The organism is Paraburkholderia silvatlantica (genome assembly GCF_003096715.1).
Classification (GTDB): Bacteria; Pseudomonadota; Gammaproteobacteria; order Burkholderiales; family Burkholderiaceae; genus Paraburkholderia; species Paraburkholderia silvatlantica.
This window is the reverse complement of record NZ_QEOL01000006.1, coordinates 21,860-46,483: the sequence shown is the minus strand read 5'-3', so window position 1 is coordinate 46,483 and position 24,624 is coordinate 21,860. Positions and strand designations below refer to the sequence as shown.

The 24,624-nt window shown below is 66.5% G+C and carries 23 protein-coding genes and 1 tRNA gene; 6 read left to right on the top strand and 18 right to left on the bottom strand.

Annotated features, from left to right (window positions below):
- Positions 1 to 772: 772 nt before the first annotated feature.
- Positions 773 to 2,158, bottom strand: coding sequence for an oxygen-independent coproporphyrinogen III oxidase (gene hemN / locus C7411_RS10135; RefSeq protein ID WP_110384217.1), 1,386 nt, complete (start codon positions 2,156 to 2,158; stop codon positions 773 to 775).
- A gap of 222 nt (positions 2,159 to 2,380) precedes the next feature.
- Here hemN and C7411_RS10130 point away from each other — a divergent pair, with 222 nt between their 5' ends.
- From C7411_RS10130 to C7411_RS10120, 3 genes are all read left to right on the top strand, one after another.
- Positions 2,381 to 2,698: a YkgJ family cysteine cluster protein gene (locus tag C7411_RS10130; RefSeq protein WP_110384216.1), complete on the top strand. Its 318-nt coding sequence runs from the start codon at positions 2,381 to 2,383 to the stop codon at positions 2,696 to 2,698.
- Between the two features lie 94 nt (positions 2,699 to 2,792).
- The gene (locus tag C7411_RS10125; RefSeq protein WP_110384215.1) at positions 2,793 to 3,380 is read left to right on the top strand and encodes a DUF1439 domain-containing protein; all 588 of its coding nucleotides are present in this window, start codon (positions 2,793 to 2,795) and stop codon (positions 3,378 to 3,380) included.
- A gap of 88 nt (positions 3,381 to 3,468) precedes the next feature.
- Positions 3,469 to 4,323, top strand: coding sequence for an undecaprenyl-diphosphate phosphatase (locus C7411_RS10120; protein ID WP_110384214.1), 855 nt, complete (start codon positions 3,469 to 3,471; stop codon positions 4,321 to 4,323).
- A gap of 58 nt (positions 4,324 to 4,381) precedes the next feature.
- Here the strand turns inward: C7411_RS10120 and trmB are convergent, their stop codons facing one another.
- The 5 genes from trmB to C7411_RS10095 form a co-directional block, all read right to left on the bottom strand.
- On the bottom strand, positions 4,382 to 5,164 hold the full coding sequence (gene trmB / locus C7411_RS10115; RefSeq protein WP_309147577.1) for a tRNA (guanosine(46)-N7)-methyltransferase TrmB: 783 nt from the start codon (positions 5,162 to 5,164) through the stop codon (positions 4,382 to 4,384).
- Positions 5,165 to 5,492: 328 nt separating this feature from the next.
- Positions 5,493 to 5,702, bottom strand: coding sequence for a hypothetical protein (locus C7411_RS10110; RefSeq protein WP_133253632.1), 210 nt, complete (start codon positions 5,700 to 5,702; stop codon positions 5,493 to 5,495).
- A 259-nt stretch (positions 5,703 to 5,961) separates the two neighbouring features.
- Positions 5,962 to 6,036, bottom strand: a tRNA-Gly gene (locus tag C7411_RS10105).
- Between the two features lie 97 nt (positions 6,037 to 6,133).
- Positions 6,134 to 6,697, bottom strand: a complete 564-nt coding sequence (locus C7411_RS10100; RefSeq protein WP_042260837.1) for a YggT family protein — start codon at positions 6,695 to 6,697, stop codon at positions 6,134 to 6,136.
- 104 nt (positions 6,698 to 6,801) lie between these two features.
- Positions 6,802 to 7,122: an EthD family reductase gene (locus C7411_RS10095; protein ID WP_110384212.1), complete on the bottom strand. Its 321-nt coding sequence runs from the start codon at positions 7,120 to 7,122 to the stop codon at positions 6,802 to 6,804.
- A gap of 599 nt (positions 7,123 to 7,721) precedes the next feature.
- Here C7411_RS10095 and C7411_RS37400 point away from each other — a divergent pair.
- Entirely contained in the window at positions 7,722 to 7,883 is a 162-nt protein-coding gene (locus C7411_RS37400) for a hypothetical protein (RefSeq protein WP_165822777.1), read from the top strand.
- Between the two features lie 428 nt (positions 7,884 to 8,311).
- On the top strand, positions 8,312 to 8,614 hold the full coding sequence (locus C7411_RS10090; protein WP_110384211.1) for a hypothetical protein: 303 nt from the start codon (positions 8,312 to 8,314) through the stop codon (positions 8,612 to 8,614).
- Between the two features lie 170 nt (positions 8,615 to 8,784).
- On the opposite strand, the gene C7411_RS10085 is transcribed toward C7411_RS10090, so the two are convergent.
- The 3 genes from C7411_RS10085 to C7411_RS10075 all read right to left on the bottom strand — a co-directional run bounded on the left by C7411_RS10085 (position 8,785) and on the right by C7411_RS10075 (position 12,750).
- A complete protein-coding gene (locus C7411_RS10085; protein WP_110384210.1) occupies positions 8,785 to 9,459 on the bottom strand; it encodes a LysE family translocator in 675 nt (224 codons plus the stop codon).
- Positions 9,460 to 9,542: 83 nt separating this feature from the next.
- Positions 9,543 to 11,015, bottom strand: coding sequence for an NAD-dependent succinate-semialdehyde dehydrogenase (locus tag C7411_RS10080; protein ID WP_110384209.1), 1,473 nt, complete (start codon positions 11,013 to 11,015; stop codon positions 9,543 to 9,545).
- Between the two features lie 157 nt (positions 11,016 to 11,172).
- Positions 11,173 to 12,750 carry a UbiD family decarboxylase gene (locus tag C7411_RS10075; protein ID WP_110384208.1) on the bottom strand — a complete coding sequence of 526 codons (1,578 nt, stop codon included), beginning with the start codon at positions 12,748 to 12,750 and terminating at the stop codon, positions 11,173 to 11,175.
- 653 nt (positions 12,751 to 13,403) lie between these two features.
- On the opposite strand from C7411_RS10075, the gene C7411_RS10070 reads away from it, so the two are divergent.
- Positions 13,404 to 14,627, top strand: a complete 1,224-nt coding sequence (locus C7411_RS10070) for a transglycosylase SLT domain-containing protein (protein ID WP_110384207.1) — start codon at positions 13,404 to 13,406, stop codon at positions 14,625 to 14,627.
- 75 nt (positions 14,628 to 14,702) lie between these two features.
- On the opposite strand, the gene C7411_RS10065 is transcribed toward C7411_RS10070, so the two are convergent.
- The 9 genes from C7411_RS10065 to C7411_RS10025 all read right to left on the bottom strand — a co-directional run bounded on the left by C7411_RS10065 (position 14,703) and on the right by C7411_RS10025 (position 24,512).
- Entirely contained in the window at positions 14,703 to 15,896 is a 1,194-nt protein-coding gene (locus C7411_RS10065; RefSeq protein ID WP_110384206.1) for a pyridoxal phosphate-dependent aminotransferase, read from the bottom strand.
- A gap of 84 nt (positions 15,897 to 15,980) precedes the next feature.
- A complete protein-coding gene (nusB, locus tag C7411_RS10060; protein ID WP_110384205.1) occupies positions 15,981 to 16,415 on the bottom strand; it encodes a transcription antitermination factor NusB in 435 nt (144 codons plus the stop codon).
- Positions 16,412 to 16,927 carry a 6,7-dimethyl-8-ribityllumazine synthase gene (ribH, locus tag C7411_RS10055; protein ID WP_042260854.1) on the bottom strand — a complete coding sequence of 172 codons (516 nt, stop codon included), beginning with the start codon at positions 16,925 to 16,927 and terminating at the stop codon, positions 16,412 to 16,414. Before ribH ends, nusB begins: the two co-directional genes overlap by 4 nt.
- 57 nt (positions 16,928 to 16,984) lie before the next feature.
- Entirely contained in the window at positions 16,985 to 18,151 is a 1,167-nt protein-coding gene (ribBA, locus tag C7411_RS10050) for a bifunctional 3,4-dihydroxy-2-butanone-4-phosphate synthase/GTP cyclohydrolase II (protein ID WP_110384204.1), read from the bottom strand.
- A 124-nt stretch (positions 18,152 to 18,275) separates the two neighbouring features.
- A complete protein-coding gene (locus C7411_RS10045) occupies positions 18,276 to 20,102 on the bottom strand; it encodes an ABC transporter ATP-binding protein (RefSeq protein ID WP_110384403.1) in 1,827 nt (608 codons plus the stop codon).
- A 403-nt stretch (positions 20,103 to 20,505) separates the two neighbouring features.
- Complete coding sequence (locus C7411_RS10040) at positions 20,506 to 21,144, bottom strand: riboflavin synthase (RefSeq protein WP_110384203.1); 639 nt, start codon at positions 21,142 to 21,144, stop codon at positions 20,506 to 20,508.
- Between the two features lie 34 nt (positions 21,145 to 21,178).
- A complete protein-coding gene (gene ribD / locus C7411_RS10035) occupies positions 21,179 to 22,297 on the bottom strand; it encodes a bifunctional diaminohydroxyphosphoribosylaminopyrimidine deaminase/5-amino-6-(5-phosphoribosylamino)uracil reductase RibD (RefSeq protein WP_110384202.1) in 1,119 nt (372 codons plus the stop codon).
- Positions 22,298 to 22,376: 79 nt separating this feature from the next.
- A complete protein-coding gene (gene hemL / locus C7411_RS10030) occupies positions 22,377 to 23,702 on the bottom strand; it encodes a glutamate-1-semialdehyde 2,1-aminomutase (protein ID WP_110384201.1) in 1,326 nt (441 codons plus the stop codon).
- A gap of 177 nt (positions 23,703 to 23,879) precedes the next feature.
- Positions 23,880 to 24,512 (bottom strand): hypothetical protein, encoded by a 633-nt coding sequence (locus tag C7411_RS10025; protein WP_243413113.1) that lies wholly within the window; start codon positions 24,510 to 24,512, stop codon positions 23,880 to 23,882.
- Between the last annotated feature and the right edge of the window lie 112 nt (positions 24,513 to 24,624).

Genomic DNA, 24,624 nt, shown 5'->3' with positions numbered 1-24,624 from the left:
ACTCGTTCTGGCGAGCGTGGTGGAGATGCCTGCTGCGTAGATGTGAAAAAGCCGCCTCTGCATGAACAGAGACGGCTTTTGAATTGGTGCCCGAGGCCGGAATCGAACCGGCACGCCTTGCGGCGGGGGATTTTCTTCCCACTTCGGCTTTCGCCGCCGTCCTGCACAGGGCAGAACGTTCGTGGTCTGGAGCACGCCTTCACCATAGCCTTGCGGCCGTAGGTGCCCGCCGTCTGCTCTCTACACCTTCCCTCGAACCTTTCGATTCGAGGGCTTGGCTCGGCATTAGCTCGGACTTGCGTCCAGGGCCTTCACCGAGTTTGACGGGCTTCACCTCTGGGGTTTCCCCCGGAGGGCTCAAATTATGTGATCTGAGTCCCCTGCGTCTACCAATTTCACCACTCGGGCGTGACGCGCATGATACTTCAACTACTGACTACGACCCAGCCTGCGTCGCTCTGGCTCCTAGCTGGCCCCTAGTGAGAAAAACAGATTTTTCCACCGGAAGTCGCTTTTTCCTGAAAACCCTTGTGTGACATGGCTTTGCGGACGATGAACCCAAGCTAACCATAGGTACAAGTACCTATTTTTGAGTCCGGCGCGTCTACCAATTTCACCACCGAGGCGTGTATCTGGGTGCGTTTGTGCTTTTGCCCATGTTTGTGCTTTTGCCCATTTTTCGCACCCGAGCGCAGACATGCAAGCGCTCGAAGTAGCCGGTGATTATGACGCAAATCGGCCGCCCAGGCAACTACGCGGCGCCCGCAAGCCGTCAAATCGTCCGCGAGAACCGTTCGGCCTGCTGTGCGCTGAGATAGCGGTCGAACACCATCGCGATATTGCGCACCAGCATGCGCCCGGCGGGCAGCACCTCGAGGCGCTCGGCGCTGCGCGCCACGAGCCCGTCGCGTTCGAACTCGCGCAGCCGGTCGAGTTCGGCCGCAAAGGCCGCCGGAAAACGAATGCCGTAGGCAGCCTCGAACTCGTCGTAGCGCAGTTCGAGATTGCACATGAGCTCCGTGATGATGTCGCGGCGCAGACGATCATCGGCCGTGAGGCGCACGCCCTTCGCGGTCGCGAGCTTGTCCGCGCCGATCGCTGCGCCGTAGCCGATCAGGTCCTTCGCGTTCTGCGCGTAGACGTCGCCGACCTTGCCGATTGCCGAGGCGCCAAAGCCGATCAGGTCGCAGTCGGCGCGCGTGCTGTAACCCTGGAAATTGCGGTGCAGCGTGCGTTGCGCCTGGGCGCGTGCGAGTTCGTCGGTGGGCAGTGCGAAATGATCCATGCCGATGTAGACGTAGCCCGCTTCGGTGAGCTGTTCGATCACGAGCCTCAGCAGCGCCATGCGCTCCGCGGGCGAGGGCAAGGTCGTTTCGTCCATCTGACGCTGCATCTTGAACAGATGCGGCATGTGCGCGTAGCCGAACACCGAGATGCGGTCGGGCGCGAGCAGCAACATCGTCTCGAGCGTGCGGCCGAATGTTTTGACGTTCTGGTGCGGCAAGCCGTAGATCAGATCGACACTGATCGATTCGAAGCCGTTCGCACGCGCGGCGTTCATGACGTCGACGGTCAGCTCGAGGGGCTGGATGCGGTTGACCGCCTTTTGCACGACCGGATCGAAGTCCTGAACGCCCAGGCTCAGCCGGTTGAAGCCGAGCGAGCGCAGATGCGCAATGGTCTGCGCCGTGGCTTCGCGCGGGTCGATCTCGATCGAGTATTCGCCGGTGTCGTCGGGCTGCAGCGCGAAGTGTTCGCGCGTGGCGGCCATGAGCGCGCTCATTTCGTCCAGCGAGAGAAAGGTGGGCGTGCCGCCGCCCCAATGCAGCTGCGAAACGGGGCGCTTCGTGTCGAAGAGCGCGGCTTGCAGCTCCACTTCGCGGATCATCTGCGCGAGATAGGGTCTCGCGCGGCCGCGGTTCTTCGTGATGACCTTGTTGCAGCCGCAATAGAAGCAGACGGTGTCGCAGAACGGAATGTGGAAGTACAGCGAGAGGTCGGTTTCGCTCGCGCCCGGATCGGCCGCCGCGCGGCGGTAGTCGGCGGGATCGAAGTCGTCGCGGAACTGCAGGGCTGTGGGGTAGGACGTGTAGCGCGGGCCGTTGGCGCCGTATTTGGCAAGCAGGTCGGGGCGAAAGAGCAGGTCGGCGTCGCTCATGCAAAGCTCACTGGGAAGGGCGGCGCACGGGTGGGCAGCGTCCGGCGCCGCGGGAAGCCGCGCACAGGTGGCCTGTCCCTTGTCCTACAGCGCCAGATGGACAAAGTGTACGAGCGCGTAGGAAGAAGCGATTGTGTAAAAAGGTCGCACGCGAGCGATGGCACAATGCCGTCTGGTCCGCCGCCGCGCGGACACGATTTGTGAGCGTTCCAGGAAGCCGAAGTGAGTACCGTTTTCCCCGCCGATGCCTCAGGGCATGCCTGCCGTCCCGGTTGCGGCGCGTGCTGCATCGCGCCGTCCATTACGAGCCCGATTCCCGGCATGCCTCAAGGCAAGCCGGCCGGCGTGCGTTGTGTTCAGCTCGGCGAGGACCTGCGCTGCCTGATCTTCGGCTCGCCATTGCGGCCGGCGTGCTGCTCGGGGCTGCAGCCGCAGCCCGAGATGTGCGGCGAGTCGCGCGACGAGGCCATTGTCTGGCTCACGCATCTCGAGGCGCAAACTCGGCCGCAAACCCGGCCACGAGTGCCAGCCGCGCGCTGAACCCGGCGCACACTGCGTCGGCGAGCCGCCATGCGCCAGAATGACGGCGCGCCAATCGGCCCAACACAATCCCGGCCCAACAAGGAGATTTCGCATGGCCCACACCGCAACGCGCGTTTCCCGGCGCGCCTTCCTGTTCACAGCCTGCGCTGCGGCGGGTACGGCGATGTCGCTCGGCGCGTGTGCGACGGGGATCTTCCCGTTCATTCCCGATCACTACACGTTCTCGCAGCAGCAGGTGCAGGATGCGGTGCAGCGCAAGTTTCCCTATCGCCGCTCGATGCAGCAGATTTTCGACGTCTCGCTCGCGAACCCGGTCGTGACGCTGCAGCCCGATCGCAACCGCGTGGCGGTGCGGCTCGACGCGCACCTCGAAAGCCCGTTGATGCAGCAGCCCGTGAGCGGCGCGTTCACGGTGTCGAGCGAACTCGCCTACGACAGCGGGAGCCGCTCCGTGGTGCTGCGCTCGCCTTCGGTCGATGGCGTCGACATGGCGGGCAACGCCGCCGCCTACGCGCCGCAGGTGAGCGCGGTCGCCGCGCTCGTCGCCACCCAGCTGCTCAACAATTACCCCGTCTATACGTTCAAGCCCGACCAGCTCCAATTTGCCGGCGTCAACTACGAACCCGGTACAATCACCATCCTTACAAATGGCATACGCGTGCAGATCGTCGAGAAGTAAGCCGGCGAAACCCGGCGCACGCGGCCGTCGCCGGTCGCGTGGCGCGGCATGCGCTGTCCTGACGCTCAAAGAAGAGGGGAAAAAAGGGATGGACTGGATTTTGACCTGCAAGGCCTTGATTCTCGGCATCGTCGAAGGGTTGACGGAATTTCTGCCTGTTTCGAGCACGGGGCATCTGATCGTCGCCGGCAGCCTGCTCAATTTCGACGGCGAGTATTCGAAGACCTTCTACGTGGTGATCCAGTTCGGCGCGATTCTCGCCGTGTGCTGGGAGTTCCGGCGCAAGATTGGCCAGGTGGTCGTAGGGTTGCCCTCGCGGCGCGATGCGCGGCGTTTTACGCTCAACGTGATCGTCGCCACCATTCCGGCCGTCGTGCTCGGTCTGATGTTCGAGAAGGCGATCAAGTCGGTGCTCTTCGCGCCGGTGCCGGTGGCGTTCGCGCTCGTCGTCGGCGGCCTCGTCATCCTGTGGGTCGAAAATCGCCTGCGTGGCCCAAAGGGACTGCCGGTCGCCGAGCAGCGCAGCGCGCGCGTGAACTCGATTGACGAGATCACGCCGCTCGACGCCTTCAAGGTGGGCTGCGCGCAGTGCTTCGCGCTGATTCCGGGCATGTCGCGTTCGGGCTCGACTATCATCGGCGCGATGCTGTTCGGCCTCGAGCGTCGCGTCGCGACCGAGTTCTCGTTCTTCCTTGCGATTCCCGTGATCTTCGGCGCGACCGTTTATGAGCTGTACAGGAGCTGGCACGAGCTTTCCGTGGACGGGCTCGGGCTCTTCGGCATCGGCTTCGTCGCCGCGTTCGTGAGCGCGTTCGCCTGCGTGCGCTGGCTGCTGCGCTTCGTGGCTTCGCACGATTTTACGGCCTTCGCCTGGTACCGGATCGCTTTCGGGCTCGTGATCCTGCTGCTCGGCTATGGCGGTGGGCTAGGCTGGGACGACTGAAAACGCAACGGGCGCCGTGTGACATCACGGCGCCCGTTCTTCAATAAGGTTCCCGGTTTCAGTCTGCGCGGCGGCGGAACACCAGATCCCACACGCCGTGACCGAGGCGCAGGCCGCGGCGCTCGAACTTCGTCACCGGGCGGTAGTCGGGGCGCGGCGCGTAGTCGGCGGCCGTATTCTCGAGCGCGGGCTGTGCGCTGAGCACTTCGAGCATCTGTTCGGCGTAGTTCTGCCAGTCGGTCGCGCAGTGCAGGTACGCGCCCGGCTTCATGCGCGAGACGAGATGGGCGACGAACTTCGGCTGGATCAGGCGGCGCTTGTGATGGCGGGCCTTGTGCCACGGATCGGGGAAGAAGATGTGCACGCCGTCGAGGCTCGCCGGCGCGATCATATGCTCGAGCACTTCGACGGCGTCGTGCTGGATGATGCGGATGTTCTCCAGATGCTGCTCGCCGATCAGCTTGAGCAGCGCGCCAACGCCAGGTTCGTGGACCTCGACGCCGAGGAAGTCGTCTTCGCGGCGCAATGCGGCGATTTCCGCCGTGCTCGCGCCCATGCCGAAACCGATCTCCAGAATGCGCGGTGCGCGCCGTTCAAACACGGCGTCCCAGTCGGCAACTTGCGGCGCATAGGGCACGACGAAGCGCGGGCCGAGTTCGTCGATCGCGCGGCGCTGGCCGGTCGAGACGCGGCCGGCACGCGTCACGAAGCTGCGGATGCGGCGGTGGTGCAGCGCGTCGCCGGCGGCCGTCCCGGATTGCGCGTTCGTGCCGGAGGCGGCGTCTTGTGCGTCGGACTGCGTGGCGCCGGGACGGGCGTCGTCGTTGGGGTCGTGATTCATCTTCGCGAGTGGGTGTGAGAGCGGCGGATGTCGCGGCTGTCGATAATGGAGGCGGGCTGCGCCTTCGGCTCGGTGCGAGCCATGCCGGCTATTCGGGGCGACGCGGTGCCGCAGGCTACGCGGGCCGGTGTGGCCGGACGCCTTGTCGGCCGTTTTTGCGTTCGCCGGAATTGGTGCCGGCCCTTGGCCCGGCAGGCGGGCGCGGCGCGCTCGAAGCATGGCGGCTCCGAAGCCGTCGCGCATTATATCAGCGCGCTCGCATGGCTCTGGCGGCCAAGGCATGGCCGCGGCGCCTCGCTGCGCCCCGGGCCGCGCAGCGATCCGCGCCTCAATCGGATGAAATGACGACTCGCATGCGCGCAGGTTCGTTCAATTCGAACGCGTTCACACGCCCGGCACGGACGTCGAATAGCAGGCGCGTGAGGTCGGCGGCCGCGGCGCGCAGGCGCTCGGCTTCGGTCGATGGGCGATCGTCGGCGTCGGCGAGAAGGGCTTTGTGCGAGCGCACGATCAGGCTGATCGCGCTCGGCCGGGACATGAAAAATTGATCCATCGGAGACGGGTGCGCCAGAGGGCGCGCAGCGAGTCGTTATGTGGCAGTCGAGCGAAATACATGTCGGCGGACCTGCTCGCGGCGCGTGCGGGAGGACCCGAGAAGCGCCAGAGTGCATTGTGCAACAGAGGAATTCAGGTCGTGCCCGGCGTGTGCCGGTCGGGCGGGCATGGCGTCCCGGGGGATGTCCTGGCAGGGGCGTTGTTCGAAAGCCAGGCCTCGAAGAGAGGTCGGCAAACCGACGTGGAGCGGGCGATGGGAATCGAACCCACGTCATCAGCTTGGGAAGCTGAGGTAATGGCCATTATACGACGCCCGCAGAGCGCGCTATTTTACGCGTTTTTGGCCTTCTTGCGCAATGACGCGCTCGAGCGACGCGGCGCGCCAGGCACGCCGCCGCGTGCACCGATGCGTCCTCAAATCCCAAACAGCGTGAGCGAAACCGCCGCGCGGGTGACCACCATCAGCAGCACCTGCACGATCACGAAGAGCAGGATCGGCGAGAGGTCGAGGCCGCCCAGGTTCGGCAGGATGCGGCGCAGGGGGTTGAGGAACGGCGCCGTCAGCTGGAACAACACGGGCATCGCCGCCGAGCGCGGGTTGAGCCACGAGAGCAACGCCATCAGGATCGTCAGCCAGATCAGCAGGTTGAGCGCCCATTTCACGAGCGTGAGCACGGCGACAATGAGCAGCGTCGGCAAAAGACCCAATGGGTCCACCCCCGCGATCCATACCATCAGCAGCACGTAGGCAATGGCCGCGACCAGCGCGGCGACCACGCTCGCCCAGTCGATGCCGCGCACGCCGGGAATCACGTGCCGCAGCGGCAGCACCAGCCAGTTGGTGACCTGCTGGATCGCGTGGGTCACGGGGTTGTACGGCGGCACACGCACGTACTGGAGCCAGGCGCGCAGCAGCAGCGCGGCGCCGAACAGCGTGAAGACCGTATTGAGCAGAAAGCGGGCGATATCGCCGAACATCGGTGTTGTTTCCTTCTTGTGTGGGTGGCGGCGTGCCTGGCGTGTGGCGGCCGATAAAGGTCATGCCGGGGTTGCGCTCGCCCCGTTCAACCACGCGGAGCACGTCAGACGGACACCTTGACCTCGCTGATCAGAATGGTGCCATTTCCGCCGTCGGTATAGTTGGGAATGTCGTCGAGGAGTGTGTCGGCATGCGGCTGAAACACCGCGTAGAACGCCTCTACCGTCTCGAACAGGAAGTGTCCGGCCGCGACGTACGGCGGCGGTGTGCCCGGCGGCCCGGCATTGATGCCGATGTCGACCGACCAGCCCTTGAGCGAGTCGCCAAAGAGCTTCGCCGCGAGCGGCATGTGGTGCGTGCAGTAGTACCCGGTGTCGAAACGCCCGTTCTCGCGATAGGGATAAAGGATGCTGACCTTGATCATTGTGCGTGCTCGTCGGTGAGTCCCATGGGCGCGCTCCGTGCCGTTGCGATGCGCGCGCCGTCGCCACATTACCACGGCTTACGCCTCGCCAGTATCCGCGATCGATGCTGCTGCGGGCGCCCAGCGCGCGTCGGCGGCCGCGGCTTCCGGCGTGCGCGCCGCGCAAAATGGCTGCGCTCGCGGCAGGCTTCTCCGCGAACGGCTACAGTGATTCAGACAGACCGCGCCAGTCAGGCGCCGCACGGCCCGAGTGTTGCGCCACCGCCGCGCGGCGCAGGAAATGTTCGCTTTCGTACCGATCACCCGCCGGCGGTGCGGCTACAAATGACTGTGTCGGGCGCGTTGTCGCACCGATGGCCTGACGCGGCACAATTTCTGCTGCTGGCTGGCGGCGCATCGATGCGCTGCAACTCAGATCCAGCATGGGGAAGCCGCAACGAACAGTGTGCTGTGCATATACGGCGCTCGTGAGGCTATCTCGCAACACTGCGATTTTTGGCGCGGAATCTGAGCACAATACTTTTCATCGTTTCGGTTTCGTTGTTGCAGTCGTGCAATTGGGTTTGTTCCTGTCGGTAGTCCGATTCGGGGAGTTCACCATGAGCATCTTCGCTTACCGAAAGCATCTGCGGTTTCTCACGCCCTTTCAACGCCGCCGCTGGTGGGATCAGAAGAAGCGCCTGACGCCACGTGTGCGCATCAGCGGCGCCTATGTGCCACCGAACGTCACGCGCGAGTTCACCTACGTGAAGGTCGGATAGCGCAGAGTCGGTTCAACGTGGCCGACGGTTTGTGCGCCGCCGGCTGGTCGAATGAGATGCCCGGTCCCCCCGACCGGGCATCGTCGTTTACACTTCGCTGCGCGTCGCGTCAGCGACCCGAACGTCGTCCCGGTCAACCAATTTGTAATCAAACATTACCGGGAGACCTGCCTCGCGATACCCTCGCGCCGGTAATAATGACGGCGCCCCGGTTTTTGTAACGAATGGCGTCGCGACCGGGCGCGGATACGGCGATTTTTCTCGGCACCCGCGCCCACCGGGCTTGACGCGCTATTAAGCGCCCCCAAAACAGGATTGCAATTCGAAACAAATGGCTACCAATGAGGGCCGCTGTTTTCGATACATTGAATGTGTGGGCAGTGCCCGTTATATGCGCGTCGCCGCTGGTGGCCGCCAGGAGAAGAGAAGTGAAAAAGACCGTATCGTTCATCGTTGCCGCTGCGCTGGGTGTGGGGTTCGTCAGCGCGGCCCAGGCGCACGTCTCGGTGGGTATCGGCATTGGCATTCCGGTTGCCCCGGCTTATCCCGTCTACGCTGCGCCGGTCTACGCACCGCCGCCCCCGCCCGTGGTCTATGCGCCGCCGCCGGTGGTGTACGCGCCGCCGCCCGTCGTCGTAGGCGGCTACGGCTACGGCTATTACGGCCGTCCGTACTGGCATCACGGCTACTATGGCCACGGTTACTACGGCCGCGGCTACTACCGTCATTGAGCATGAGGGGCGGCCTACGCCGCTCCTGCGCAGGTTTCACGAACGGCGCAACGCCGGCTCACGCCGCGTTGCGCCGTTCGTTTTTGGCGTTCGCTTTCGCCGCCTGTACGGCGCGCTAGCTTGACACGCAAGCCGGTCGGGAGGCAGGCGCGCTTCGCGCCCGACACGGGTTACGACGCGCTCCCGCCTTGCAGGATCAGGTCGTGATAGCCATGCACGATCACGCTGTACGAAAAGTACGCGAACAGCAATGCCGAAAGCACGTGGCAGGCGCGCAGCAGGCCGGTGCCGGCGCGTTTGCGGCCATGACTGGCCAGTCCGCAAATAAACAGGGTCCAGCCGAGCCCGCCCGCGAAAAAGCCCAGCAGAAAAAGCGATGCGGCGCCAGCGCTCGTCGCCCCCGACTTTGCGATGAGCGCGCCGCCGACGGCCGCAAACCAGAGAATCGCACTCGGCGACGAGAGCGCGAGCAGCACGCCGCGCCCGAAGCTGCGCCAGGGGTTGGGCAGCGGTGCGGCGTTATCGGCTTCGCCTTCCACCGGCGGCGCCGATGCCGGATTGAGCGCTTCGCGCGCCATCTTCCACGTGAGCATGAGCAGCAGGGCGGAGCCGCCGATCCACACGATCCAGCGCACGGCCGAAAACTGCAGCAGCGCGGCCATGCCCGCAAGCGCGAGTGCGGCATAGATGAGATCGCCGAAACACGAGCCGAGCCCTAGCCAGAAGCCCGGGCGGAAGCCGTGCGTGAGCGTGAGCGAGATGATGGCGACGTTGACGAGACCGATGTCGAGGCAAAGCGAAAGGGACAGAAAAAAGCCGTCGGAAAGCAGGGAAACGTGCGACATGAAAACGATTTCTTGTTGGTATGGATTGCATGCCGCGCACGCCCGCCTTTTGAGGAAGCGGGCGCACGCGGCTCAAACGTGCTTCAAACGCCGATGCACAGGTACTTCAGTTCGACATATTCGTCGATGCCGTACTTCGAACCTTCGCGCCCGAGACCCGACTGCTTCACGCCGCCAAACGGCGCCACCTCGTTCGAGATGAGTCCGGTGTTGATCCCGACCATACCGTACTCGAGCGCTTCCGCCACGCGCCAGACGCGGCCGATGTCGCGGCTGTAAAAGTACGAGGCGAGGCCGAATTCGGTGTCGTTGGCGAGAGCGATCACTTCGGCTTCGTTGCTGAAGCGCAATATCGCCGCGACCGGGCCGAACGTTTCCTCCCGCGCAATCAGCATGTCGTGCGTGACATCGGCGAGCACGGTGGGTTCGACGTAGCGCCCCGAGCTGACCTTGCCGCCCGCCACGAGCTTCGCGCCCTGGGCGGTCGCATCGCTGATGTGCTGCGCGACCTTGGCGACAGCCGCGTCGTCGATCAACGGCCCCTGGTTCACGCCATCCTCGAAGCCGTTGCCCACCTTGATCTTGCGCGAGGCGGCGGCGAGCTTCTCGACAAAAGCGTCGTACACCTTGTCGTGCACATAGAAGCGGTTCGTGCAGACGCAGGTCTGGCCGGCGTTGCGATACTTCGAGATCATCGCGCCTTCCACGGCGGCATCGAGGTCGGCGTCGTCGAACACGATGAAGGGGGCGTGGCCGCCGAGTTCGAGGGCGATTTTCTTGACCGTCGGCGCGCACTGCTGCATGAGGATGCGGCCCACCGGCGTCGATCCCGTAAATGAGAGATGGCGCACGATGTCGCTCTCGCACAGCGCCTTGCCGATTTCGATGGAGTTCGCGGAGTCGGCGGTCAGCACGTTGAACACGCCCTTGGGCACGCCCGCTCGCTGCGCCAGTTCGGCGAGCGCGAGCGCGCAAAGCGGCGTCTGCTCGGCGGGCTTCACGACGATCGTGCAACCCGCGGCGATGGCCGGCGCGACTTTGCGCGTGATCATCGCAACCGGGAAATTCCAGGGGGTGATCGAGGCGCACACGCCGATCGGCTGCTTGAGCACGACGAGCTTGCGGTCGCTGGCGGGGCTTGCGAGCACGTCGCCGTTCACACGCTTGGCCTCTTCGGCAAACCATTCCAGGAAGGACGCGCCATAGATCACTTCGCCGCGCGCCTCGGCAAGCGGCTTGCCTTGCTCGGCGGTCATGATCGCGGCGAGGTCGTCGGCGTGCTCGATCACGAGGTCGAACCAGCGCCGCAGGATGGCGGCGCGCTCCTTGCCTGTCTTTGCGCGCCACGCCGGCAGCGCGGCGTTCGCGGCGCCGATGGCGCGATGCGCCTCGTCGGCGCCAAAGTCGGGCACGCTCGCGATCTCGGCGTTGTCGGTGGGGTCGAGCACGGCGAACGTGGCCGCGCCGCCGCTCCATTCGCCGTCGATGTACGCACGGGTCTTGAAGAGGGCGGGATCGTTCAGTTGTGTCAGGCGCTCCGATGCGGACAAGCTCATCTTCGAGTCTCCTCAGGGTCACTGGCGCCGCGGCTCATGCCATGCACGAGGCGTGACGCGGTAAGCGCGGCGTCGCGATAGGCGTCGCGGATGAATCGGCCGGCGCGGTGCCCGAGGCTTCACGCCGGGTTGCCCCGGGTCCGCGGGGCGCGGCGCGTCAGCTGCGGCTGAAGCCGAGTTCCCCGTAGAGACGGTCGACGCGCGTCTTCACGGCTGCGTCCATTTCGATTGCGCGGCCCCATTCGCGGTCCGTCTCGCCGGGCCACTTGTTGGTGGCGTCGAGCCCCATTTTCGAGCCGAGGCCGGCCACCGGCGAAGCGAAGTCGAGGTAGTCGATCGGCGTGTTCTCGACGAGCACGGTGTCGCGCGCCGGATCGATACGCGTGGTGATCGCCCAGATCACCTCCTTCCAGTCGCGGATGTCCACGTCATCGTCGACCACGACGATGAACTTTGTATACATGAACTGGCGCAGGAAGCTCCACACCCCGAACATCACGCGTTTTGCGTGCCCGGCGTAGCTCTTCTTCATCTGCACGATCGCCATGCGATAGCTGCACCCCTCGGGCGGCAGATAGAAGTCGGTGATCTCGGGAAACTGCTTCTGCAGCAGCGGCACGAACACTTCGTTGAGCGCTACGCCGAGCACCGCGGGCTCGTCGGGCGGCTTGCCCGTGTATGTCGAATGGTAGATCGCATCGCGGCGCATGGTGATGCGCTCGACTGTGAAGACAGGGAACCACTCCTGTTCGTTGTAGTAGCCCGTGTGGTCGCCGTAGGGGCCTTCGAGCGCGTGTTCGTACGCGGCGCCTGTGCCCCTGGCGGGGCGCGGCGGTGCGCCGGCGGGCGCCGGGCCGGGCTCGCCCGCCTGCGGGTAGATGAAGCCCTCGAGCACGATCTCGGCGCGCGCGGGCACCTGGAGCGTGTCGACGCCGGGCGTCAGGCACTTCGCGAGCTCGGTGCGGGCGCCGCGCAACAGGCCCGCGAACTGGTATTCGGAGAGCGTGTCGGGCACCGGCGTGACGGCGCCGAGGATCGTCGCCGGGTCGGCGCCGAGCACGACTGCCACCGGGTACGGCTTGCCGGGGTGCTTCAGCGCGAACTCGCGGAAGTCGAGCGCGCCGCCGCGATGCGCGAGCCACCGCATGATGAGCTTGTTGCGGCCGATCAGCTGCTGGCGGTAGATGCCGAGATTCTGGCGCGTCTTGTTCGGGCCGCGCGTGACCGTCAGGCCCCAGGTGACGAGCGGGCCGGCGTCGCCGGGCCAGCAGGTCTGGATCGGCAGCTTCGCGAGATCGACGTCGTTGTCTTCCCAGACGATCTCCTGGCAGGGCGGCGCGCTCACGGTCCTCGGCGCCATGTCCCAGACGGCCTTGGCGAGCGTGAGGAGCTTGCCCGCGTCCTTCAGGCCGCGTGGAGGCTCGGGCTCCTTGAGCGCCGAGAGCAGGCGCCCCACGTCGCGCAGCGAGCCGAGCGCGGCGCCGTCGCCGCCGCTTTCCGGCGCGTCGATGCCCATGCCGAGTGCGACGCGCCGGGGCGTGCCGAACAGATTGCCGAGCACCGGGAACGCGTGCGTCGAACGGTTCTCAAAGAGCAGGGCCGGGCCGCCGGCGCGCAGGACGCGGTCGCACAGCTCGGTCATTTCCAGCACCGGAGAGACAGCTTGCGGGACGCGGCGCAATTCGCCGAGCGTCTCCAGGCGACCAACGAAGTCGCGCAGGTCTTTGTATTTCATTGGGGGGCCAGTCTTTGGCAACGCTGTGAGCAGCCCCGCTGGCCGGCTCGCGCGGCCGGCTCGGGGCCGGGTTGGACGACGGCGCGACGGTTGCAGGGCAGTTGTAGTCCGCGGCCGGCGCCCGAAGCCGGACGAAACGCGGCGTAACGATTGTCGATTTTACCTGTGTTGGTTGGCACACGCTGGCAGCCAATCCGCATAACAAGCCGCAGAGGCACTTGGCACGTGGTTTTCGGCGGATTGAACGGTGTTCATCATTACAATTAGTTATAGATTTGACAATCTATAGTATTGACGATCTATAACAGGCTGCTAGAATCCGTCCACACTGGTTGCAGGGTTTGAAATTTTTAACCACCTTCCCGGTCCTTCAGACGCAACGCGTCGCCGTTTTGCCGAACCCCTGCACGGCTTGCATACGGTCTAGATTGGTTGTCCTCGTCAGCGCCCCTACGCGCTGGCTTTTCGCGTGAGAACTCCCGGCGCGCACATTGCGTGCCTGTTGCCCCAAAGGAGTTCCACCCACGGCGAACTTGCCGTTTTCCCGACACCGCTGTCGCACCAGCCAGGGCGCGCGGTGTCTTGATCCTGCGATTGGCTGTCTGCCTCGTGCCGACCCCTGAGCCGGATCATGCAACATGGGAGATCTGTAGATGAATACCTGGTTATCGTGGTGGCGCGCCGACGAGCGTGTAGCGCTTGGCCTGCGTGCGCTGCTGCGTCGCGGCACGCGCCTTAGCCATCACCTGTTCAGCATTGTTGGCGGCTGTGCCGTTCTGTTCGCTGTTGCCGTCTGGCTCATGCCCACGTTGCGTGGCACGCTTGCCGCCCGCGTGATGCCGTTCGTCTCGGCGGCGGTGCAGGCCGGCCCGGCACGTCTGCTGCAAGGCAACCCGCTGCCCTCGTTCGCGCCCCCCGGTGTAATGAACAACGACGGCAACGCCGACGGCGCGATGCTGCCCACGGCCCTCGCACCGGATGCCGGTGCGGCCGGCCCTGCCGGCGCCACGGGCATTTCGCCCGCGGGCTCTGGCGGCACGGTCGCGAAGGTTGCGAACTCGGTGTCGAACGGCGGCATCGCCACGCTCGACGCCGTGACGCTCAACGGCCTCGATCCGCGTGCCCTGCCGACCAGCGTCGGCTCGCTGGCGCGCATGATTCCGCCCCAGCGCGTCACGCCCGACGCACGCGACGACCGTGTGCTCGTCTCGGCACGCGAACAGGCGCTCGTCGCCACCTATCTGGCGCGCCGCTACCGTGTGGCGCAGGAGCCTGTCGGCGAACTCGTGAAAGCGGCGTTCGACACCGGCCGTGAAGTGGGGCTCGATCCGCTGCTGCTGCTCGCCGTGATGGCGATCGAATCGGGCTTCAACCCGTACGCCGAAAGCGGCGTGGGCGCGCAAGGCCTGATGCAGGTCATGTCGAAGGTGCACTCGGACAAGTTCCAGTACTTCGGCGGTCAGCGCGCGGCGCTCGATCCGCTCGCGAACATCAAGGTCGGTGCGCTGGTGCTCAAGGATTGCATCGCGCGCGGCGGTTCGCTGCCGGGCGGCCTGCGTCTCTACGTCGGATCGAGTTCGCCCGACGACGGTGGCTACGGCGCCAAGGTGATGGCCGAGCGCGGGCGTTTGCGCGACGTCGCACGCGGCCGCAACGTGCCGATCAACGCACCGCAGGCGCCCGTCACCACCACGGCCAGCACGCCTGCGCCGCAGAAGGTGGCGAGCATCAACGGCGAGAAGCGCGTGCACGTGACGCTCGACAACGCCCACGCGATCGTCGAGAAGTCGTCGTCCGCGAGCAGCGGTTCCGCTCAGGACGACGCCAGCACCAGCACGACGGTCCAGAAGCACGGTTCGTCCGAATTGGGCGCCTGAGTATCGGGCTAAAAGACCGGACAAAACGAAAAAGGCACCCTCGGGTGCCTTTTTCTATTTCCCGCCCACTGCGGATCAGCGTCCGAAGAGCCCATGCAGCCGGTCGACGGCTTCCTCCAGGCGCTCGTACGCCGTGGCATACGAGAGCCGCACGTACTGGTGCGGCGCGGCGACGCCGAAGTCCATGCCGGGCACCATCACCGTGCCCGCGTCGTGCAGCATTGCGCGGGTGAGCGCGTCGCTGTCGCCGGCGCAGGGGTGCGCGACGTTCGAGCAGTCGGCATAGACGTAGAACGCGCCGTCGGGCATCACCGGCACCGTGAAGCCGAGCGACTCGAGCGCCGGCGCGATGAAGTCGCGGCGGCGCTTGAATTCGAGCCGCCGGCCTTCGTAGAGCTCGAGCGTGTCCGGCTCGAAGCAGGCGAGCGCAGCATGCTGCGCGAGCGCCGACGCGCAGATGAACAGGTTCTGCGCGAGCTTTTCAAAGGCGCCAACCAGCGAGGGCGGCACCACGAGCCAGCCCAATCGCCAGCCGGTCATGTTGAAGTACTTCGAGAAGCTGTTGACGGTCACCACGTCGTCGCCGAACGACAGCGCGGAGACGGGCGGCGTGTCGTACGACAGGCCCTGATAGATTTCGTCGACGATCGTGAAGCCGCCGCGCGCGCGCACGCTTTGCACGATGCGCCTGAGTTCGTCGGGTTCGATCGAGGTGCCGGTGGGGTTCGACGGCGAGGCGAGCAGCACGCCGCGCGTGCGCGGCGACCACAGGCGCTCGACATCGGCGGCGGTGAGCTGGAAGCGCGCTTGCGGGCCGCTCGGCACGAGCACCGGCTTGCCTTCCGCGGCGGCCACGAAGTGGCGGTTGCACGGATAGCAGGGGTCGGGCATCAGCACTTCGTCGTCGCGGTCGACGAGCGCGGTGCAGGCGAGCAGGAGCGCCGCCGAGGCGCCGGCCGTCACGACGATGCGCGCGGGGTCGACCGCGAGGCCGTACGCGTGCTGATAGTGCTCGGCGATCGCCTCGCGCAGCGCGTGGATGCCGAGCGCGCTCGTGTATTGGGTGACGCCGCGGCGCAGCGCGGCGGCGGCGGCCTCGACGACGGGCTCGGGTGCCGTGAAGTCCGGCTCGCCGATCCCCATGTGGATGATGTCGCGTCCAGCACGCTCGAGCTTCGCGGCTTCCTTCGCCAGTTCCATGACGTAGAAAGGCTGGATCTCGTCGACGCGCGCGGCTAGCCGCAGCAGCGGTTCGGCAACGGTGTTCATGCGGGTCTTTCCAGTGCTGACAGATCACGCGGCGCGCGGGGCGGGGCGCTCAGACGCACCCGCTTGCCCCGGCGGCTCGCGTTCTTACGACTTGCGGGCGTTTTGCGCTTCGGCGGCGCGCAGTTGCGCCGCGAGCTTGTCGAGCACGCCGTTCACGTACTTGTAGCCGTCCGAGCCGCCGAAGGTCTTCGTGAGCTCGACCGCCTCGTTGATCACGACGCGGTACGGAATGTCGACGTGATGCTTGAACTCGTAGGTCGCGACGAGCAGCACCGCGCGTTCGACGGGCGAAAGCTGCTCGATCGGACGGTCGAGGCACGGCGTGATGGCGGCGGACAGTTCGTCCGACTCGCGGATGACGCCGTGCAGGATCGCGTCCAGATGCTCGTGATCGGCCTTGTCGTAGCCCTGCGAACCGCGCAGTTGCGCGTCGATCTCGCCGGCGGGCACACCCGACAGCAGCCACTGATACAACCCCTGCGTGGCCAGTTCGCGGGAGCGGCGGCGCGCGCTCTTCATTGCTGCTCCTCTTCGTCTTCCTCGTCTTCTTCTTCGTCGTCGCCGCCGTCGAGCTGCTCCAGCGCCACCGTCAGGTTCGCCATTTCCACGGCGACGCGCGCGGCGTCACGACCCTTCTCGGTCATGCGGGCCACGGCCTGCTCGTCGTTCTCGGTGGTGAGTACGGCGTTCGCGATGGGCACGTTGAAGTCGAGCGAAACGCGCGAGATGCCCGCGCCGCTTTCGTTCGAGACGAGTTCGAAGTGGTACGTCTCGCCGCGCACGACCGCGCCGAGCGCGATCAGGGCGTCGAACTGGCCGCTTTCGGCGAGCTTTTGCAGCGCGAGCGGGATTTCGAGTGCGCCCGGAACGGTGACGAGCAGCACGTCTTCGCCCGTCACGCCGAGGCGTTCGAGTTCTTCGATGCAGGCGTCGGCGAGGCCGTTGCAGACGGGTTCGTTAAAGCGCGACTGGACGATGCCGATGCGCAGTCCGTCGCCGTCGAGGTTCGGTTGGTATTGTCCGATTTCCATGTGGTGTCCGTAAGTTCGGTTGAGCGTGGTGACGCGTGAAAAGAGCGCGATGCGACTTCAGGCGCGCGACGAGGCAGGGTCGGCGGCATCCGGCGGGCAGGGCGCTTGCGCGCTGCCGCCGGGCATCGGCACGAAGCCGGTGACCTCGAGACCGTAGCCCGACATGCTGCCGAGGCGGCGCGGCTTCGAGAGCACCTGCATGCGGCCCACGCCGAGTTCGCGCAGGATCTGCGCGCCGATGCCGTAGGTCTTGAAGTCCACCGGCCGGCGCGAGAGCGCTTCCGCGCGTTCTTTCTGGTCGAACGCCTTGAAGACGTCGATCAGGTGTTCCTTGGGTTCGCCGCAGTTGAGCATGACGATCACGCCGACGTCGCGCGAGGCGATCTCGCGCATGGCGGCGTCGAGCGTCCACGAGTGCGTGGACGAACCCGTTTCGAGCAGATCCAGCACCGAGAGCGGCTCGTGCACGCGCACGGGCGTATCGACGTCGGGCTTCGGCGTGCCGCGCACGAGGGCGATGTGCGGCGTGCGCGTGGGGTGATCGACGTACATGACCGCGCGGAACGGGCCGTGGGCGGTTTGCATGGTGCGTTCGGCCACGCGCTCGACGATCGATTCGGTGCGGCTGCGGTAGTGGATCAGGTCCGCGATGGTGCCGACCTTCAGGCCGTGCTCCTGCGCGAACTCGATGAGGTCGGGCAGGCGTGCCATCGTGCCGTCGTCCTTGATGACTTCGCAGATCACCGAGGCCGGCGTGAGGCCGGCAAGCGCCGTGAAGTCGCAGCCTGCTTCGGTGTGGCCTGCACGCACGAGCACGCCGCCTGGCTGCGCCATGATCGGGAACACGTGGCCGGGCTGCACGATGTGCTCGGCGCGCGCGTCGTGCGCGACGGCCGCCTGGATCGTGCGGGCGCGGTCGGCGGCGGAAATGCCGGTCGTGACGCCTTCGGCGGCCTCGATGCTGACCGTGAACGCCGTGCCGTACTGCGTGCCGTTGCGGTAGGTCATGAGCGGCAGGTTGAGCAGCTTGCAGCGCTCCTGGGTGAGCGTGAGGCAGATCAGCCCGCGGCCGTACTTCGCCATGAAATTGATGGCCTCAGGCGTGACGAACTCCGCAGCGATGACGAGGTCGCCCTCGTTTTCCCGGTCTTCTTCGTCGACGAGGATGACCATCTTGCCGGCTTTGAGCTCGGCGATGATCTCAGGGGTGGAGGCGAGCGTCATGTTGGGATTCTGGCTGCGATTCTGGCTGGAAAGGCCACATTTTACGCCACGCGGGCGGGCGCGTCGCCCAGAACGCGGGAGGACGCAGCGCCTTTTGCGCCGATGGCGCTCGCGGCGTGCCGCTTCAGCGCAGGACCACGTCGTCGGCGAGCCCCTTCGTCAGTTCCAGCGCCTGGCGCTCGAACAGGCGCCGGTACAGGCCGTTTTCGCGGCGCACGAGCGCGTCGTGCGTGCCTTCTTCCGCCACGCGTCCGCGCTCGAGCACCAGCAGCCGGTCGAGCGCGCGCACGGTCGAGAGCCGGTGCGCGACGACCACGGTCGTGCGGCCCTCCATGAGCCGCTCCATGGCCTGCTGGATCAGCACTTCGCTTTCGCTGTCGAGGCTCGAGGTCGCTTCGTCGAAAATCAGGATCGGTGCATTCGCGAGAAACGCGCGCGCGATCGCCACGCGCTGGCGCTCGCCGCCCGAGAGCTTCACGCCGCGTTCGCCCACGAGCGTGTCGTAGCCGTGCGGCAGCGCCGCGATGAAGTCGTGGGCGCTCGCAAGCTTCGCAGCGCGCTCGATTTCGGCGTGCGTGGCGCCGGGCCGGGCATAAGCGATGTTCTCGGCAAGCGAGCGGTGGAACAGCACCGGCTCCTGCTGCACGATGGCGATCTGCGAGCGCAGCGACGCCTGCTGCACGCGCGCGATGTCCTGGCCGTCGATCGTGATGCGCCCGCCGGAAACGTCGTACAGGCGCTGGATCAGCTTGATCAGCGTGGTTTTGCCGGAGCCCGAATGGCCGACGAGGCCCACGCGCTCGCCCGGCGCGATACGCAGCGTGAGGTTCTCGTAGAGCGGCCTCGTGTCCGCGTCATAGCGGAACGTCATGTTCTCGAAGCGGATATCGCCCTGATCGATCACGATGGGCGGCGCATCGCGCTCGTCCTCGATGCCGAGCGGCGCCGCGTCGAGCGCGACGAGTTCTTCCATGTCGTTGACCGAGCGCTGCAGGTTGCGCACGTGCATGCCCACGTCGCGCAGATAACCCTTGAGCAGGAAGAACAGCGTGAGCGCGAACGTGATGTCGCCCACGCTCGCGAGACCGCGTGCCCAAAGCAGCAGCGCCGCGCCGAGAATGGCCGCCTGCATGCCCACGAGCAGCGCGCCCTGCACGCCGCCGTTGAGCGTGCCGCGCTGCCAGGTGCGCCGCGTGCGGCTGCTCCACTTCGTGACGACGCGCGCGAGCCGCGCTTCTTCGCGCGTTTCCGCGCCGAACGCCTTGACGACGGCGTTGCACGAGATGGCATCGGCGAGCGCGCCGCCCATCTTCGTATCCCACTGGTTCGCGAGCCGGGCCGAGGGTGCGACGTAAAAAAGCGACAGCGAGATCGTGATCGCCAGATACACCGCCGAGCCGAGGCCGACCACGAGGCCCATCACATGCCACTGCACGGCGAGCAGGATGGTCGAGCCGACCAGCATGACGAGCGACGGGAAGAGGGCGACGAGCAGCGTGTCGTTGAGCAGGTCGAGCGCCCACATGCCGCGCGTGATCTTGCGCACCGTGGAGCCGGCGAAGCTGTTCGCGTGCCAGTCCGTCGAGAAGCGCTGCACGCGGTGAAAGGCCTGCGTGGCGATCTCGCTCATCATGCGCAGCGTCAGCGTGATGATGTTGCGGTACGCGGCCTGCCGCATGAGCGTGCCGCCGAGCCCGAGCGCCGTGAGGGCCCAGAACGCGGCGACCGCCGCATGCCAGGCGGCGCTGCCGGCTGCGCCGCCGTGCGTGAGGGCATCGACGAGCTGGCCGGCATAGTGCGGCGTGAGCACGTCGGCGAGCGCGCCGAGCAGCGAGGCGAGCGCAACGGCCGTGACGCGCGCCGGCTGGCGCGCCCAGTGCCGGAAGGTGAAGCCGAGGACCTTGCGGAACGTTTGTCCGCCCGATTCGGGTTGGTTATTTAGCTCTGTCATGGACAGCATGCTCCGGCCGTGACGCCCGAAGACTCTCCTGAAGGAAGCATGAAGCGTTAAGACGGAAAACGGGCTTCGCACGTCCTGGCGTGCAAAGCCGGACGGCCTGACCTCGAATTCGCTGAATACGGCGCGGCGCCTGGAAACGTGCCGCGCGGGACGCGCTATGGCTGCGCTGGAAGCGGGACGGTTGCGTGACGCGACGCAACGTGCAGCATCACCCGGACCATCGGCATGGCGGCGCTCGTGTCAATCGTTGCCAACTGTGCCTCCTGGTTCGATTCGGGTGATGGGAGCGCGGCACGCCGTATGGCGTGCGCGCAGGGAAGGCTAGATTCTATCAGCGCCCCGGCGCGCGTGCTTGCGCGCGTGCGGGGCAGGCATTGCGGCGGTTCGGCGGCTTTTAATGCTGCGCGGCCGAATTCGCTGCCTTTTCGGCCGAGAGCATGCGCTCCACATACCGCGCAATCAGATCGATCTCGAGATTCACCTTCGTGCCGGCCTGAAGATGCTTGAGCGTAGTGACTTCAACGGTGTGGGGAATCAGGTTGATCGAGAATTCACAGCCGTCCGCGCGATCGTCGACCGAGTTGACCGTGAGGCTCACGCCGTTCACGGTGATCGAGCCCTTGTAGGCGAGATAGCGGCCGATGTCCGCCGGCGCGAGAATGCGCAACTCGTGCGATTCGCCCACGGGTGCGAAGCGCGTGACGGTGCCGAGGCCGTCCACGTGACCCGAGACGATGTGGCCGCCGAGGCGGTCGTTCGCGCGCAGTGCCTTTTCGAGGTTCACTTCGCCCGTCGCCGCGAGGCCTACGGTGCGATTCAGGCTTTCGCGCGACACGTCGACGTCGAACCCCGTTGCCGACTTCTCGATGACGGTCATGCACGCGCCCTGGATCGCGATGCTGTCGCCGAGCTGCACGTCGTCGAGGCCCAGGCTGCCTGCGTTGACGGCGAGGCGCACGCCTGCGTCGGCGCCCGTGCCGAGCGGTTTGATCGATTCGATGCGGCCCACTGCCGCGACGATTCCGGTAAACATCGTGCTGTTCCTTGTGTTCAGTGCATCAGTTAGGTCAGGCGTCTTGCGTTGTGACGACGCGCGCGAGGATGCGCAGGTCGTTGCCGAGACGATCGACGGAATGAAATGCGAGGCGCGTGCGCTCGTCGAGCGTCGCGGGAGCCGCGATGTCGATCATGCCGAGCGAGTTCGTGCCGAGCAGCGACGGCGCCACGTACACGAGCAGTTCGTCCACGCAGCCTTCGCGCAGGAGCGACCCGTTGAGCTTGTAGCCGGCTTCCACGTGCAGTTCGTTGACGCCGCGCGCAGCGAGTTCCGCGAGCATGGCCGGCAGATCGACCTTGCCTTGCTCGTTGCCGAGCGCAACGATTTCGGCGCCGCGCACGCGCAGCGCTTCGGCGCGTTCTTCGTTGCTCGCGTCGAGTGCCGCGCAGAACACGAGCGTCGGCGCGCCGACGAAGATCTGCGCGAGCGGCGAGGCGTCGAGCCGGCTGTCGATCAGCACGCGCCTCGGCTGGCGCGGCGTGTCGACGGCGCGCACGGTCATGCGCGGATCGTCTTCCTTCACCGTGCCGATACCCGTCAGGATGGCCGAGGCGCGTGCGCGCCAGGCGTGACCGTCGGCGCGTGCGGCTTCACCGGTGATCCATTGGCTTTCGCCCGAGGGCAGGCCCGTGCGGCCGTCGAGCGATGCCGCCACCTTCATGCGCACCCATGGGCGCTTGCGCGTCATGCGCGAAACGAAGCCGATGTTCAGCTCGCGCGCCTCGTTGGCGAGGAGGCCGCAACGCACGTCGATCCCGGCGTCGCGCAGGATCGACAGGCCGCGCCCGGACACGAGCGGATTCGGGTCTTCCATCGCCGCGATTACGCGCCCGACCTTCGCTTCGATCAACGCATTCGCACAAGGCGGCGTGCGGCCGAAGTGGCTGCACGGCTCGAGCGTCACATAGGCCGTCGCGCCGCGCAGGTCGTGGCCGCGCGCGCGGGCGTCCTTCATCGCCTGGATTTCGGCGTGATCCTGGCCAGCCGGCTGCGTGTAGCCTTCGCCGATCACCACGCCGTCCTTCACCAGCACGCAGCCCACGCGCGGGTTCGGGTCGGTCGTGTACAGGCCGCGCTGCGCGAGCGCGAGCGCACGCTCCATGTGGACGAAATCGGATTGCGAAAACATCGTCGGGCTTTCTCCCGGGCGGCGGTCGGATGGGGGCCGGCGAGGCGCGCGCTGCGCCGGCGGTCGATGGCGTAATGCCTTATTGCGTCACGTTTTCAGCCGCGGCTTCCGCTGTGAACGCGCTGCGCGCCGCGCCGATCGTCTCGTCGAGGATCGTGTCGTCGTGGGCGCTCGACACGAAACCCGCCTCGTAGGCCGAAGGCGCGAAGTAGACGCCCGCGTCCAGCATGCGGTGGAAGAAGCGGTTGAAGCGCGCGATGTCGCTCTTCGTGACCTCGGCGAAACTGCCCGGCACCTTGTCCGCGAAATAGAGGCCGAACATGCCGCCCACCGAATCCGCCACGAACGGCACCTTCGTTTCGCGCGCGGCGGCCGTTAGCCCCTTCGCGAGACGTGCGGTCTTCGCGGTGAGCTGCTCGTAGAAGCCGGGCGCCTGAATGAGCTGCAGCGTCTTCAAGCCCGCCGCGACGGCGATCGGGTTGCCCGAGAGCGTACCTGCCTGGTACACCGAGCCGTTGGGCGCGAGGTGATCCATGATCTCGCGGCGGCCGCCGAACGCCGCCGCCGGCATGCCGCCGCCGATCACCTTGCCGAGGCACACCATGTCGGCCTCGACGCCGTAGAGCGCCTGCGCGCCGCGCAGGCCGACGCGGAAACCGCACATCACTTCGTCGAAGATCAGCACGCTGCCGTGCTTCGCCGTGAGGCTGCGCAGCGCGCCGATGAATTCGGGCGTGGCCTTCACGAGGTTCATGTTGCCCGCGACCGGCTCGACGATCACGGCGGCGATCTCGTCGCCGAACGCCTTGAACGCTTCTTCGAGTGCGGCGACGTTGTTGTATTCGAGCACCGTGGTGTGCTTCGCGATGTCCACCGGCACGCCCGCCGAAGTCGGGTTGCCGAACGTGAGCAGGCCCGAGCCCGCCTTCACGAGCAGGCTGTCGGCGTGGCCGTGGTAGCAGCCTTCGAACTTCACGATGCGGTCGCGCTTCGTGAAACCGCGCGCGAGGCGCAGCGCGCTCATCGTGGCCTCGGTGCCGCTCGACACCATGCGCACCTGCTCCATCGACGGCACGATCTTGCAGATTTCCTCGGCGATCTCGATCTCGGCCTCGGTCGGCGCGCCGAACGAGAAGCCGTTCGCGAGCACGCGCTGCACGGCGTCGAGCACTTCCGGATGCACGTGGCCAACGATCATCGGGCCCCACGAGCCGATGTAGTCGATATAGCGCTTGCCCTCGGCGTCCCAGAAGTACGGCCCCTGCGCGCGCTCGATGAAGCGCGGCGTGCCGCCGACCGAGCGGAACGCGCGCACGGGCGAATTCACGCCGCCCGGGATGGTGCGCTGGGCGCGTTCGAAGAGGGCTTCGTTACGGTTCTGGGTGCTGGGCTGGGTGCTGGACATGAGTGCTGGACCTGCGAAAGTGGTGTGGCGCGCGGCGCTGACGAAAGGGGCCGGCGTACGGACCCAGGCGGCGCCGCAAGGGCGCGGGCGATGGGGCTGTGCTCCCGAAATTGTACCGGAGTCGCGCGGATCGGGCCGGCGCCCCGGGTTGGCTTGGGCGTTCCCGGGCGGCCTGATTCAGCGCGCTGGTTCCTTGCGTTTGCGTGTTGGCGGCAGCGCGAGGGGCGCCGCCGTCTCGCGCGGATCGACTTTCACGGCGGCTCGTTTGCGCGCGGGCCGGGTTACGCCCGGTGCGGATCCGTCTTGCGCCGCCGATGCCATGCGCGCGTCGTGCCACGCCTGCATGGCCGCGAGCGCCGGCGCCGGCATCGGCCGCCGCCCTGTCAGCTCCGCCCAGCGCTTTTCCAGCGCGCCTTCGGCGACCGGCTTGATGACCGTGCCTGAACTCTGCGCGTCCCACGTCTGGATCGAAAACGGGTGCGGCCGCAGATCGTCCCGCGCGACGACCACTTCTTCGCCCGCATCGACGAGCCAGTCGTAGACGAAGTCGATGCACAGCCGGTAGCCGCGCTTGTACGCGGCGTCCGGCACCTCGTAAGGCGCGCGCGTGACGTAGCCGGACCCGAAGAGCCCGCGCGGCTCGCTGGCGACGCGGTGCAGGAACACCCGGTCGCCCGGCAGGATGCCGCGTGCGAAGCCGCATCCCCAGGTGTCGGCGACGGCTTCCCCTGCGCGCACGCGGCGCGCGAAGTCGGGCAGTTCGGGCCAGGGCCACTTCTTGGGGCTCCAGATGAGCAGGAAGGCGGTCATATCGGCGACGCGGCAAGTTGAGCGAAAGCGGGCAGCTTAGCGCAAAGCCGCGACGCCGCCGCATGTGAGGCCGCGCATGGCGGGCGAGGGGCGTCAGGTACAATTCGGCGGC

Excerpts from the sequence above, each read along its gene's own strand:
- C7411_RS10065 (WP_110384206.1), bottom strand. The coding sequence starts at position 15,896 with ATGAACACCGTTGCCGAACCGCTGCTGCGGCTAGCCGCGCGCGTCGAC.
- C7411_RS10025 (WP_243413113.1), bottom strand. The coding sequence starts at position 24,512 with ATGACCGCCTTCCTGCTCATCTGGAGCCCCAAGAAGTGGCCCTGGCCC.
- C7411_RS10070 (WP_110384207.1), top strand. The coding sequence starts at position 13,404 with ATGAATACCTGGTTATCGTGGTGGCGCGCCGACGAGCGTGTAGCGCTT.
- hemL (WP_110384201.1), bottom strand. The coding sequence starts at position 23,702 with ATGTCCAGCACCCAGCCCAGCACCCAGAACCGTAACGAAGCCCTCTTC.
- C7411_RS37400 (WP_165822777.1), top strand. The coding sequence starts at position 7,722 with ATGAGCATCTTCGCTTACCGAAAGCATCTGCGGTTTCTCACGCCCTTT.
- C7411_RS10040 (WP_110384203.1), bottom strand. The coding sequence starts at position 21,144 with ATGTTTACCGGAATCGTCGCGGCAGTGGGCCGCATCGAATCGATCAAA.
- C7411_RS10080 (WP_110384209.1), bottom strand. The coding sequence starts at position 11,015 with ATGAGCTTGTCCGCATCGGAGCGCCTGACACAACTGAACGATCCCGCC.
- C7411_RS10100 (WP_042260837.1), bottom strand. The coding sequence starts at position 6,697 with ATGTTCGGCGATATCGCCCGCTTTCTGCTCAATACGGTCTTCACGCTG.
- hemN (WP_110384217.1), bottom strand. The coding sequence starts at position 2,158 with ATGAGCGACGCCGACCTGCTCTTTCGCCCCGACCTGCTTGCCAAATAC.
- C7411_RS10120 (WP_110384214.1), top strand. The coding sequence starts at position 3,469 with ATGGACTGGATTTTGACCTGCAAGGCCTTGATTCTCGGCATCGTCGAA.
- C7411_RS10045 (WP_110384403.1), bottom strand. The coding sequence starts at position 20,102 with ATGACAGAGCTAAATAACCAACCCGAATCGGGCGGACAAACGTTCCGC.
- C7411_RS10125 (WP_110384215.1), top strand. The coding sequence starts at position 2,793 with ATGGCCCACACCGCAACGCGCGTTTCCCGGCGCGCCTTCCTGTTCACA.
- ribBA (WP_110384204.1), bottom strand. The coding sequence starts at position 18,151 with ATGACGCTCGCCTCCACCCCTGAGATCATCGCCGAGCTCAAAGCCGGC.
- C7411_RS10085 (WP_110384210.1), bottom strand. The coding sequence starts at position 9,459 with ATGTCGCACGTTTCCCTGCTTTCCGACGGCTTTTTTCTGTCCCTTTCG.
- nusB (WP_110384205.1), bottom strand. The coding sequence starts at position 16,415 with ATGAAGAGCGCGCGCCGCCGCTCCCGCGAACTGGCCACGCAGGGGTTG.
- C7411_RS10075 (WP_110384208.1), bottom strand. The coding sequence starts at position 12,750 with ATGAAATACAAAGACCTGCGCGACTTCGTTGGTCGCCTGGAGACGCTC.
- ribD (WP_110384202.1), bottom strand. The coding sequence starts at position 22,297 with ATGTTTTCGCAATCCGATTTCGTCCACATGGAGCGTGCGCTCGCGCTC.
- ribH (WP_042260854.1), bottom strand. The coding sequence starts at position 16,927 with ATGGAAATCGGACAATACCAACCGAACCTCGACGGCGACGGACTGCGC.
- trmB (WP_309147577.1), bottom strand. The coding sequence starts at position 5,164 with ATGAATCACGACCCCAACGACGACGCCCGTCCCGGCGCCACGCAGTCC.
- C7411_RS10095 (WP_110384212.1), bottom strand. The coding sequence starts at position 7,122 with ATGATCAAGGTCAGCATCCTTTATCCCTATCGCGAGAACGGGCGTTTC.
- C7411_RS10110 (WP_133253632.1), bottom strand. The coding sequence starts at position 5,702 with ATGTCCCGGCCGAGCGCGATCAGCCTGATCGTGCGCTCGCACAAAGCC.